General features: G+C 66.4%; 10 protein-coding genes and 1 pseudogene. 3 read left to right on the forward strand and 8 right to left on the reverse strand.

The features are described from left to right. The first annotated feature begins 105 nt into the window (after positions 1-105). Positions 106-321 (forward strand): 2TM domain-containing protein, encoded by a 216-nt coding sequence (locus Acor_RS37940; protein ID WP_155341602.1) that lies wholly within the window; start codon positions 106-108, stop codon positions 319-321. Positions 322-325: 4 nt separating this feature from the next. On the opposite strand, the gene Acor_RS37945 is transcribed toward Acor_RS37940, so the two are convergent. The 8 genes and pseudogenes from Acor_RS37945 to Acor_RS37980 form a co-directional block, all read right to left on the reverse strand. Further along, the gene (locus Acor_RS37945; protein ID WP_218034747.1) at positions 326-3,400 is read right to left on the reverse strand and encodes an ATP-binding protein; all 3,075 of its coding nucleotides are present in this window, start codon (positions 3,398-3,400) and stop codon (positions 326-328) included. Positions 3,401-3,660: 260 nt separating this feature from the next. Beyond that, the gene (locus Acor_RS37950; RefSeq protein WP_155341604.1) at positions 3,661-4,449 is read right to left on the reverse strand and encodes a hypothetical protein; all 789 of its coding nucleotides are present in this window, start codon (positions 4,447-4,449) and stop codon (positions 3,661-3,663) included. Next, positions 4,446-4,937: a SigE family RNA polymerase sigma factor gene (locus Acor_RS37955; protein WP_155341605.1), complete on the reverse strand. Its 492-nt coding sequence runs from the start codon at positions 4,935-4,937 to the stop codon at positions 4,446-4,448. Before Acor_RS37955 ends, Acor_RS37950 begins: the two co-directional genes overlap by 4 nt. A 284-nt stretch (positions 4,938-5,221) precedes the next feature. Next, positions 5,222-6,847 carry a hypothetical protein gene (locus Acor_RS37960; protein ID WP_155341606.1) on the reverse strand — a complete coding sequence of 542 codons (1,626 nt, stop codon included), beginning with the start codon at positions 6,845-6,847 and terminating at the stop codon, positions 5,222-5,224. 178 nt (positions 6,848-7,025) lie between these two features. After that, positions 7,026-7,159: pseudogene (locus Acor_RS45145) on the reverse strand (IS5/IS1182 family transposase); the annotation flags it as partial. 481 nt (positions 7,160-7,640) lie between these two features. Then, entirely contained in the window at positions 7,641-8,369 is a 729-nt protein-coding gene (locus tag Acor_RS37965) for a hypothetical protein (protein ID WP_155341607.1), read from the reverse strand. A gap of 411 nt (positions 8,370-8,780) precedes the next feature. Further along, complete coding sequence (locus tag Acor_RS37975) at positions 8,781-9,086, reverse strand: hypothetical protein (RefSeq protein WP_155341608.1); 306 nt, start codon at positions 9,084-9,086, stop codon at positions 8,781-8,783. Then, entirely contained in the window at positions 9,083-9,448 is a 366-nt protein-coding gene (locus tag Acor_RS37980; protein WP_170317291.1) for a hypothetical protein, read from the reverse strand. Before Acor_RS37980 ends, Acor_RS37975 begins: the two co-directional genes overlap by 4 nt. An 18-nt stretch (positions 9,449-9,466) precedes the next feature. On the opposite strand from Acor_RS37980, the gene Acor_RS37985 reads away from it, so the two are divergent. Together Acor_RS37985 and Acor_RS37990 are read left to right on the forward strand one after the other, a co-directional pair. After that, positions 9,467-10,072, forward strand: a complete 606-nt coding sequence (locus Acor_RS37985) for a PP2C family protein-serine/threonine phosphatase (RefSeq protein WP_174876255.1) — start codon at positions 9,467-9,469, stop codon at positions 10,070-10,072. A gap of 175 nt (positions 10,073-10,247) precedes the next feature. After that, positions 10,248-10,478 (forward strand): hypothetical protein, encoded by a 231-nt coding sequence (locus Acor_RS37990; RefSeq protein WP_155341610.1) that lies wholly within the window; start codon positions 10,248-10,250, stop codon positions 10,476-10,478. Positions 10,479-11,696 lie beyond the last annotated feature (1,218 nt).

Raw genomic sequence — 11,696 nt, forward strand, 5'->3', positions numbered from 1 at the left:
ACGTGTTCGCACCTCGATTGCTGGGTCAATGTAGAGCGCGGGCAGTTGACGACCACTGAACGAGCGATTCACTCGTCATCCAGTACGCCGATCTAGCCTGCGGGCATGAATTACAAGAAGAGCGAGGCCGCCAAAATATGGGGTCTGCGGATCCACCTGGTTTCCTATGTCGTGGCCAATCTGGCCCAGGTCGTGGTGTGGCTCGTCTACGACCCGGAGCACTTCTTCTGGCCGCTGTGGTCGATCGTCTTCTGGGGCATCGGACTGGTCTTCCACATCTGGGCCGTCTACTCGCCACCCAAATCGAATATCGAGCGCTGAACTATTACTCGGTCAGGTCGGCGATCAGTCGCTTGGCGCGGTGGGCGAACAGGTGCGCTTCACGTTCGACGGACAGTGTTCGCGCCCGTTCGGCGGCGGCCCGGACGGCGGCGGAAGGCGCACCGCGCGCCTGCGTCAGCCGCGCTTTCAGCAGGAGCAGCAGCCCCTCGGAGTCGCGCTCGCCGTATGCGTCGAGTAGCAGGTCGGCCCGGTCGAGGGCGTCGGCGGCCTCGTCCAGCTTCCCGGCCGCCAGCCACATCTCACCGAGCAGTGTGCACCAGGTGGCCAGCACAGAACGCGGCGGATCGGACAGCGCTACGGCGATGATTCCCTGCGCCTCCGCCGCGGCGCCGGCCGGATCGTCGCCGGTCACGGCGCGCGCCCAGCACCGCGCCAATCGCTGGTAACTGCCGAAGAAGACGAAGGAGAACTCGGGATCCAGCGCTATCCCCCGCTCCGCCGCGCGCAACGCCCAGGCCGGGTCGCCCGCCTGCGCCGCCAACGTGACGGCGAAGGCGGCCCAGACCGTGACGACATAGGGGTCATCGCCCGCTGCGGCCTCCAGCCGGTCCAGCAGAGCGCGCGCTCCATCGACGTCACCGTGCAGTCCGGTCATCAGCGCGAGCATCACGGGTGAGAGGAACTGCAGGTCGTGCCTGAGAAGATCTTCATCGCGCCGGGCCATGTCGTCGCGCATGGTCGAGGTCGACTGGCTGAGGTACCGGAACGCCTCGCCGATGTTGCCGATGCCCCACTGGTGCATGCCCCAGGCGTGCTGGCCATAGGCGCGTACGATCGGATCGGTGGACATCTCGCCCTGCGCGAGCAGCCGGCCCGCCAACTGGCCGGCGTGGTCCAGCTGAATGCCCTGGGCGTACGCGGCCCAGCGGGAGAAGAGGAAGTCGGTGGCCTCCCGTTCCCTGCCGAGGTCACGGGCCAGGTGCTCGGCGCGTTCCAGCATCTCCAGCGCCGAGCCGACATACCCCGCCCGCATCCCGCCGACCGCGGTGAGCAGCGCGAGGGCCGACAGTTCCAGCTCCACCAGGCCCGCTGCCCGCGCCACCTGCGCGGCCGCCCGCAGATGCCGGGAGGCGGCCTCGATCGCGGACTTTTTGCCCGCGGAGCGGCCTGCGCGGACCAGCGCACCCGCGGTCCGGGCCGGATCCGCCAGCGGACCGGCGGCCCACAGGTGGTGGGCGAGGCGCTCGTCCTCGGCGGCCATGCGCTCCAGCGCGTCCGCCACCCGCAGGTGCAATTGAGTCAGCCGCGGCGTGCTCCCGGCGACCGACTCGCGGACCAGGTCGTGCGCGAAGCGGAACGTGTACGGGTCCCCGGGCGAAGGTTCGAGCAGGCCGAGCGCCTCCAACGGTTCCAGACCGTCGAGACACGCCTGCAGGTCAAGACGGGCAGCGCGGGCGAGCAGCGCGAGGTCGACGTCCCGGCCGATGAGCGCGGCGAGCTGCAACAGCTCGCCGGCGTCGTCGTCCAGACCGGCGATGCGGTCACGGACGACGTCCCGCACGGTGGCGGGCACCCCGGTCCGCGCCACGGCGTCCTCGCTGAGCTCACCGTTGTCGGCGAGAAACCGGGACAGCTCCCGGACGAAGAACGGGTTGCCGGCCGTACGAGCGTGGATGCTGCGAGCGGCGCCGGGACCGGGATTGTGGCCGGTCTCGCGGCGGACCAGCTCGGCCACCTCGTCCGGGCCGAGCTGACCGAGCCTGATCCGGCGGTGACCGGGCAGCCGGCTCGCCGCGGCCAGCATCCGCGCCAGCTCGGAGCCGGGTACGGGCGCCCGGTCGCGGAGCGCGCCGACGATCACGGTGCCGCCCGGCAGCCGGGCCGCCAGGTGACTGAACAGCTCCAGCGAGGCCACGTCGGCCCACTGGAGGTCGTCGACCACGAGCACCACCGGCCGCCGTACCGACACGTGGCCGACGAGGGCCACCGCCCGCTCGAACAGGCGGAACCGGGCGCCGTTGTCGGGCAACAACGGCGTACCGGAGTCCGGTTCCACGAGGCGGCTCAGCTCACTGGCCTGCCAGTCCGCCCGCGCCGGGACCGGCAGGCTGTCGAGGACCGCGCCGACAACCTGCAACCACGGCCACATCGACGGCGTGCCGTCCCCCGCCAGGCAGCGGCCCCAGACCACGAGGGCGCCGCGCCGTTCCGCCTCGGCGCCGGCCTCCTCCAGCAGGCGGGTCTTGCCCACCCCGGGCTCTCCCTCGACGATGACGAGCCCCGAGCCTCCGGCGAGCGCCTGCCGCAACACCGCCAGTTCGTCGTCCCGGCCGACCAGGCGAGCGGCGGGCGGCGGCGCGTGGTCCGGCGAGGGCTCGGTTTCCACGGCCGGTACGGGTTCCAGCACGCGCCGGTGCGCGGCCACCAGCACCGGCCCGGGATCGATGCCGAGTTCCTCGGCGAGCCGGATACGGACCGTCCCGAACATCGAAAGGGCCTCTGCCTGCTGACCGGCGGCCGCCAGGGCGGAGATGAGACTCGCCTGCACGTTCTCGTGCAACGGCGCCATCCGGGCGGCAAGGTGCAGCGAACGGAGCACGCGTGCGGGCTGGCCCTGTGCCATCGCGAGCTCGGCCGCCGCCACGCACGCGCCGAAGAACTCGTTGTCCAGCGCGGCGAAAATCGTCATCGCCGTCGATCCGTGGGCCAGCCCCTCACCTGCGGAACCGTGCCAGATCCCGAGCGCCTCCACGTATCGGTCGAGCGCCGCATCGGGCCGCCGCTCCGCGATGCCGGCCTTGGCCGCTGCGACCAGCTCACGGAACGTGACGACGTCGAGCATGCCGGGCGCGGACGCGAAGAAGTACCCGTTGCCGCGGCGCTGCAGGTAGGAGCCGGTTCCACGGAGGGGCAGCGCAGGCTCAAGCAGGCGCCGGAGCGCGCCGACGTACTTCTGGAGAATGTTGACGGCCGAGGCCGGGACGTCGTGATCCCAGATCAGATCGATCAGTTCGCTCGTGCTGATCGGCTTGCCCGCCCGGGCGAGCAGCAGGGCGAGCAGGTACGCCTGCTGCCGAGGCCCGGCGTCCAACTCGACACCGTCTCGCCAGAGCCGCAACGGACCCAGAATCTGCAGACGCAGATGTCCCCCGCTGGAAGCCATCCCAGTTCCCATTCCTCATGTTGCGGCTTCGGTCAACTTTGATCGTCGCGTGCCTGCCGTCAACGGGTCCGCTGCCTTCGATCAATCCGACTCGTCACCACCGGCCGCTGGTGCCATGCTGCACCGCGGCCTCACGTCGCGCCAGATCGGGATGCTCACGATCGGCGGCATCAGGGCTGTTCCTCGGCTCAGGCCTCGCCGTGTCCATGGCCGGCTCACGGCTGCACGGTGTCGGTGGCGTTCGGTTTTGGGAAGGGGTCGGTCGCGTCTGCCCGGTCATAGACGCCGACCGCCCATGCCCCTGGCTGCGACTCGGTCTCCTCGGCCAGTTTCTCCAGAACACCAGGCATCTTTACCAGGAGATTCATCAGGTACTTGCCGTCGCACCAGCCCACGTCCTTCCTAGCCACCGTGCATCCGGCGTACGGGTCGGGACCGGTGGGTCGCATCGGCTCGTGGACCGGGAGGTCTGCGGGCAGCACCCAGACCTCGAACTCCTGTGTGCGCTCCAACCACCCCGGCGACGCCGACCGCTTGCTCTCGCTGACGATAAACGAGCCCTGCTGGCCGCACCGGCTCACGGCGCCGCCCCTCGACCGCGTGATCACCCACGCATCCGGGTCGGCGCAGACGATCATGTACGAGGTGAAGAAGCTCAACGGCTGGAACTCCACCGTCTTGCCGGCGAGTACGGTGTCGGATGACCGGCTCGCGATCAACGGAGCGGGGGGCGCAGCTCGGGTGTTCTCGGGCGGCAGACTGGGCGCCACCGAGGCCGTCGCCGTCGTCGTCGGCGGTCGTTGCGCCACCTGGACCGGACCTACCCAGACGTGCTGAACCCCCAAGGAAGCGGCGGCGGCCGCGGCGAGGCCCGCGAGCGCGAGACCCGCCCTCCTACGCCGTTTGATGCGGCGACCCCGCCGGACGATCTGCTGCACGTCAGGAGACCCCGGGATGACGCATTCGGCCAGCGCCTCGCGCAGCTGCTCTTCGGTGTAGTTCACAGTTCCACCTCCGCTGGCTGGATTTCCGGATCGACGCGGAGCCGTTTCAGTGCGCGGCCGAGCTGCGTCTTGACTGTCCCGAGCGAGCATCCGAGCACTTCGGCGCACTGGATGAGCGTCAACTGCTCGAAGTAGTGCAGCACGACGATTACCCGCTGTTTCCTCGGCAGGCCGCCGACCGCCGCCAGGAGCGCCTGCCGCTGTACCACCTCGGTGGTGAAGTCGTAAGGGTCGGGATGCTCGGGCAGTTCCAGGGAGGGCAGCTCATTGCGCCATTTCCTGCGCCACCAGGAGATATGGGTGTTCACCACGATCCGGTACACATAGGAATCGGGGTTGGTATTGATCCGCCCCCACGCAGCCCATGCCTTCGCCAGCGCCGTCTGCACTATGTCTTCAGCGGTCGCGAGGTCTCCCGTAAGCAGAAAGGCCGAACCTCGTAACCGGTCGTAGCGTTGCACTACGAAGCTGTCGAAATCATCGTCCATCCACGAACTCCGTCCTCAGGTGTCATAGGTATCGACGCTGTGGAGGACCGGTTCCGGATGACAACGAGACCCGTGTTTCGTGAGGGACGTCGTCGCCCTACTCGGCTACGAGAACCTCCGACGCCACACCGTGCGACAGCCGCGATCCTGCGAGCCTCCCTGATTCGCCGGGATCGACTGGATTACCCAGTGAACGTCCTGGTGCGAGCTTTGGTGCGGGGAGTCCCGTACTGGCTCGCGCCTAGCAGAACGCGCTCTGGAACCGCCGGCAACTGACCATCCGGCTACAGCTGGATGATGTTGTAGTAGTCGAGGCGGTCGACGGTCAGCTTCAGCTTGCCGTGCCGGCAGGAGAATGCCGGCGACTTCGGCTGCGGGAAATCTGGCGAGATCAACGAGACGCGGCGCGGGCAGGAGTCCAGGTCAGCCTTCACCGTGAACCCTGCCTGGGGTGTGACGCCCTGGCCGTAGTTGTGGTTGACGAGGTGGATGGAGCGCTTGCCGGTGCCGCGCTGCACGAGCACACTCGCCGCGACATTGGCCGCACCGACCTGTACCGCCTGGGTGCCGATCTCATTGTCCTTGAAAATCGCGCGATGGTCCTTGTAGAAGCGGGTGTACGTCTTGAAGAAGTCCATCATTCCGAGGTCCGTCGCGGTGGGGCTGCCCACGGTGTCCTTCAGATGGAAGGCAGGGAAGATGCCGTTCGCGTACGCCTCGGCGCCGAAGATCCGCCAGTAGTCCTTCTTCTCCTGCAGCGGCAGGTTGAGGTAGTTGGTCATCATGTCGTTCGGCCAGTCGATGAACACGACGACCGGAACGTGACCTGCGATCCGGACACTCTGCGTCTTCAGGTAGCGGTACTGCGACTGGAGTGACTTGGCGCCGTTGAGGTGACCGTCGACCACCGGCACGTAGTCGGCGCCGCGGAAGTCGGGCGTCTGCTCGTCCGGGTTCCACGGGTACATGCCGACGCTGTTGAAGTCCACATAGGGCCATAGCCCGTTCGAGGAGATGAGAATGCTGCGGTGCCGGGTGCGCCAGGCGTACGCCCGCATTTTGTCGACAATCTCTTTCCAGTACCGGCGGATGTACGTTGCGGTGAACGATGTGTCCTCGGCGTACATGCGGTTGGCGACCACCCGGCCCCACTCGGGAGCGAGCGGATTCGCCGCGTTCAGGGGGTCGAGATTCCAGCCGCCGGCCCGCAGGTAATCGCGGTAGTTGAAATTGGCCGCCAGGTCGCCGGCCGGCACGTCGCGACGGAGGATGTTGTCGCCGGTCATACCGAAGCGCGACGACCAGTCCGCAGCGGTGAAGGTCGGATACTTCGCCAGGAGGTACCGGTTGAAGTCGGCGATCGCGTAGTCGTCGAAGCCCTCGTTGCCGTTGAAGCCGTACTTCAAACCGCCGCTGAATCCGGCGTTGATCTCGTCGAAGTTGAGCCCGTCGACTCCGCCGTCGACCTGGATGCGCGCCCAGGAAAGGAGATACTCGCGGTACTTGGGGTTGAAGATGTTGCCCCGCCGTGCCGGCTCCGGAAAACCGAATTCGTCATGGGGCACCGGACTGCCGTCCGCGTCGCGCGTCGACATGTCGTCGAAGATCTGGGCGGTGGCGAAGTCCTTCGGGAAGATTATGCTCGCCGTGCCGCTTCCCATGAAGTTGATGCCCTTGGCGTGGTAGCGGCCGATCTGCGTGAAGTTGTAGTCAGCTGCCTCATCGCCCGCCGTGGACCACTTCCCGATCGCGCGGATAGTGGTGTCCGGGTCGAGTTCGTAGACCTGCGGGTCCTCCTCGTGCACGTCCGACTGGCTGAACCCGTACACGACGAAGTCCCCCGCCCCGGACGGGCTTCCGGTGGCGCCTACGGCCGCCGACTGTCCCGACGCGACGAACGCGACCGCCACGATGCCCGCAGACCAGCGCAGTACCCCAGATCGCCGTGGCATCATGTCCCCCTGGGAGCTTCGGCGGTGATCATCGGCAGATTTTCGCCAGCATATGCCCGGGTTTTCGATACTGGAAGCGCTCGATCCGGCTCGGGCCGTAAGGCTCCCGCGCCGCGACTAGAGACTGTTTCTCGGGTCAGGTACGGAGCCAGTAGGCCGACGCGGCAAGGGTGATAGTCCCGAGGTAGAGGCACGTTTTGTCGTAGCGGGTGGCTATCGCCCGAAAGTTCTTCAGTCGGTTGACGCCCGCTCAACGACGTTGCGCTTCTTTGTAACGTTCAGCGTCGAACCCGGTCAGACGGCTTCCGACCGAGCCGCGCCTAAGGCGGCTGGCTCTCATCCCGGAGCGGAAAGCCTCTCGGAAAGCGAGATCATGACAGGGTGTTCCCATTTTGCTCCCATCGGGAGCGCCTCGCCGATGGTCACGAAGACTTGCTCTCAACGTCTTCCCTGTTCACCGGAGAGCGTGGGATTCGAACCCACGAGACCGGTCACCCGGCCTAGCGGTTTTTCAAGACCAGTATGAAATCTACGCCGATATGACCTCTCACCTGCGGCTAGACCGCACCCAGATACCTATCCAGTGAAGATCATCCCGCAGATATCCCGTGTCGCCGGACTACCCAATCCAGCGAATGACCCACCGTCCAGTAACAACCGACATGAGCTTCGGGCCGCCAGGCCCGAGCGCTGGCCTAGTGCCATGGGTGCCTATTGATCTTTGGTTGTGATGCCGTATGGCTCTCGCTTGTCAGGTGGTTGTGTCGTTCTTCGGCGGTGGTGCGATTTCCGATGGGGTTCCCCAGGAGGAGAAGCGGATGTCGCTCTTCTTCTCCAGGGGGCCGAGAGTGTATTCGGGGTCGGAATAGCTCGTGAGCAGTCGTGTCGGTAGCCCGTCCTGGCCCAGTGACATTCGCCAGGACATCACCAGTGCAGCCTCTCGGGTGTCAGTCAGGTCCTCGGTCTGGAATGACGGCGATACCGCGTGGAGAGCGCCCAGAGTGATCGTTCCCTCGTACAGGCCGCCGGACTGCTTCGCCGTCGTCGCCAGTACGGCTTTGAGGGTGGCGGGTTCGAGGATCAGCATTGGGCTGAAGAACGGGGTTCGCTTCTCCGGTTCGCTCTTCGACTGCAGCCACGTCTTGCCGTCGGGCAGCGCGTCCGCGATCGCTCCGCCGGACTGGTAGGAGTAGGAGCCGATGGCGAGCGTCCGGATGGGGGTGTCCATCAGCTCGGTTTTCATCGTGTACTCGTATCCGGCGACGCCGGTGCCGCTGAACTCCACGATGCCGTCGCGGTTCCCGCTGTTGAAGAGTTCGCCGTCGACGTGGGTCTCCTGAATTTCGCTGACCTTCACCCCACGCTTGGCCACGAGTTGCGTCTCCAGCGCCGCCATCGGGCTGACCGTTGGGCTGGCCGCCGCGTCGGCAGGTGCGTCGGCTGGGGACCCACATCCGGCGGTGAGCACAACCAGGGCCATACCGGCATACGTGATTAATCGTCGCAAGGGTGCTCCAGTGATTAAATGATCATTAGCTGGCGCATACTATCGTTATTCGTGTTGCTGCGGCTCTCGCGGCCCTCTGGTTGATCAGGGCTGGCGGACATGGCGCGCACCCAACGGCAGCCCTGCTCGGAGGGGCCTTTCCTCGTGAAGTCTCAGCAAGTCAGACGCGCTGCGGAACCCGTGGGACGATGCGGACGCCTCGATCCTCGCGTGATGGCTTCGGAGTTCTTGTCGACCGGCTGCGGTTTGTTATTCGGGCCAGGATGAATTCTGGATGGTTTCGACGAAGTCGCCGCGGGTGAAACCGGGAACGAAATGCTGGAGGACGTCTGCATTCACGTTTCCGAACGTGGTCTCCAGCTTGGAGGCAGGGCCGAAGCGTGTTCACATCGTGGACCCGAACCATTGAAGAGCATGGGCGGGATTGGCCCGGTAGTGCTCGGTGGCCTCGGCGACGTTGCTCCAGCCGATGGCGCCGATCAGGCCGATCGCCAGGTTGCGGAAGGGTGGCCATGGCGCGGGGTGCGGTTCCGCTGCGCGTGCGGCGTCCTCGGCGTAGGTGACGTCGCGGATGTGATGGAGGGTTTCCACCTGCCAGTGGCCGAGCATGAGTTCGCCGGTCCGGGCGGGGGTGGCGCGGCCGGGTTTGATGCTGGTGATGGCGTAGACCGTTTTGATCGTGACCTTCATGGCTTGGCGGGTGCGGCGGCGTTGACCTGGACGGCCTGGACGGCTCTGGGGAAGGGCAGGCCGGGGTGAACGCCGCACATTTTGATCCGGCGGATCTCGCCGCGGCCGTGGCCGGTCCCGGTGGTGCGTGCGCCGAGCGGGATCTGGTTCCAAGGCAGGTCTTTGAGCTGCCGCAGCAGGGAGGGCCGGTTGGCCTTGACCATGAGGATGTAGTCGCCGCCTTGGGCGAGGATCTGCTTGGCGTGGCCGGTCTGGGTGTGCATCGCGTCGGCTGTTATGACGATGTTGGTCAGGTCGAGGCCGGCCAGGAGCGGTCCGAAGGAGGGGATCGCCGCTATAACTGTGACGGATACGCCGTTCACCACCTCCCCGGTTCTGATGTGGTGGGGGCCGCGATTGTCGACGGCATCGCGCGCTTCGCCCAGATCGCGGCCGAGGTCGCCTCCCGAGTCGGCCCGCGCAAGACGCCGACGCTCGGCATTCTCGCCGCGGCCGAGCTCGCGGCCTTACCCGGGACGGTCCCGATCACGCCCGATGGGGTCGCCGTGCTCGCGGTTGCCCAGCCGGGTGAGGAGACGGGCATCGCCTGGACCGGCGATTCGCGGGTCTATGGATGGGATGGCGAGCAGTTGGTGCAGCGGTCGACGGATCACACGGTGGGCCAGTACCTGCGTGTCAACGGTATCCCGGTCGAGCTAGCCAAGGAGCATGACAACTGGATTCGGTGCTCGCTCGGCCGCGCGTCGGTGGCGACGGTGCATTTCGCGCGGATCGCCGATCCGCTGGTGCTGCTGACGAGCGACGGCGTGCCTGACGGCATCCCGCATGCCGAGCTGGAAAGGCTCGTCCGCGAGCACCGGGGCGAGCCGCAGGCGCTCGCCGACGCCATCGTGGCCGCCACCCGGGGGAACGAGGAGGGGTATCGGGACGACGCGACCGTGGTTGTCCTCGCCCAGCCCCGGATGGATGGAACGCCAGGTTGTTGACCGCTCTCCGATATGAGCATGCCCCCGTCGGCACAAGGCCGACGGGGGCGCGCGCCGTCCCGTTGTTCGGGTAACCAGCCCGAAGGGGCGGCGCGATTGCGTCCCAACCGGACAAAGGTTGAAAGGACGTCTACAGCCTATTGGGCGGTACGGGGGCCAGCTGGGAGATTCGCTGGTGGGACAAGCGCAGGGCTCCACCGGCGTCACGGGTACTCCATCCCGCGTCCGCGATGAGGTCGTACGGCACAACGCGCTCTCGCCCCGCCGCTCCGGGATCCCCGCCGCGACCTTGGCCGTCCTCTTCGCCGCCGGGTGGATCACCCACGACGAGACAGACGCGGACAGGATGAACGGGTACCGACTGGTTCTCACCGACGTCGGCCGGGCCGCTCTGGGAGCGGGATGACCTTGAACAGATCGGCCAGCGCCACGTACTAGGCCGCCTCCGGGGGGCGGCGGATCTTAGATAGGCGCCATGGTGTGTTCTGCCAGCTCATATACCTCACCTATACCGACGTCTCCGATGCTTGCCCGAACCGGTTTCCCGGCTTCATGTTCGCCTCGCGCCGGTGAAAACTCAGGCATTGAGGGAGCCGACACGAAGGGAGGGTGATCATGAAGCGTAGTAGGAAGTGGATCATATGACTGTAGCAGGCCTGGTCCTACGTATGCCAGGTAACGCGAAAACGCCCCGCCACCGGAAGGTGGCGGGGCGTACTCATGTCGTGCATGTTACTCGTGATGATCACGAATTCGGTGGGTCCTCCTCACGCCGCTGCCTGACCTCGATCTGCCACCGCTTCCGAAGCTGCGTCACGATGCACCAGTACGTCAGGGCACCGCTGACCACGAACGTGATCGCCGCACCTACACCGGTGTCCCATGCCGTCTCCACCCCGCCCTAGAGCAGCTGCCACGAGACGAGCCCCCAGGTCCGGACCTCCGACTTCAGGACCCAGCACGCAAGCCGATGCGACCTGAAGAACCGCGACCGGTCTGGTGCTTTGAGCGCCGCGCGAAGCTGCCACACGCGGCGCAACTGCTCGACCGCGTACACGATCTGCATAGCTTTGCTGGCCTTCGCTTGGGCAAGGTCGCTCAGTTCTGCTCGCAATTCCTCCTGGTATCTCGGACGGTGACTGTGGGGTAGCAGGACAATCGTCAAGTGGATCAGGCTTATCGCCGAATTGGCGACACGGCTAGGTCTCGCACTAAGACCGGCCGAGGGTTCATGGCGTGAGCGAGGTCGAGGACGACTTCCTGAGATAGAAGGCGCGCTCGGTGGAGACCTCCGAGAACAGCGTGGTGGGACTCAGATGTGGCGTCGAGCTCAGCGACACAGCGGAAGGCTTCGTCGGCGTCATGCATGAGCAGCCCCGCATGGCGATGGGCCACCCCGAGCGCCCTACGGTAGTCGTCATTGGCGGCGGTTGACCTGGTGACGTTCCGGCCGACTTTGCGAGCATGTTCAACGGCGGCCCCCAACTCAACGGTCCGGCCGAAAACAGAGTCGATTGCGCTGTCGAGCTCAGCAGGAAGGCGGACTTCGTTACGACTTACAACGCGAAAGCGCTCACTGCCGAGGCTGTTTCCCTCGACAACCACCTCACGACCGAGGACCCGA

Origin of the sequence: Acrocarpospora corrugata (genome assembly GCF_009687845.1) — a bacterium.
Lineage (GTDB): Bacteria > Actinomycetota > Actinomycetes > Streptosporangiales > Streptosporangiaceae > Acrocarpospora > Acrocarpospora corrugata.

Bases quoted from the DNA above. Each gene is read 5' to 3' on its own strand.
- Acor_RS37940 (WP_155341602.1), top strand. From the start codon at position 106: ATGAATTACAAGAAGAGCGAGGCCGCCAAAATATGGGGTCTGCGGATC.
- Acor_RS37955 (WP_155341605.1), bottom strand. From the start codon at position 4,937: ATGGACGATGATTTCGACAGCTTCGTAGTGCAACGCTACGACCGGTTA.
- Acor_RS37965 (WP_155341607.1), bottom strand. From the start codon at position 8,369: ATGGCCCTGGTTGTGCTCACCGCCGGATGTGGGTCCCCAGCCGACGCA.
- Acor_RS37975 (WP_155341608.1), bottom strand. From the start codon at position 9,086: ATGAAGGTCACGATCAAAACGGTCTACGCCATCACCAGCATCAAACCC.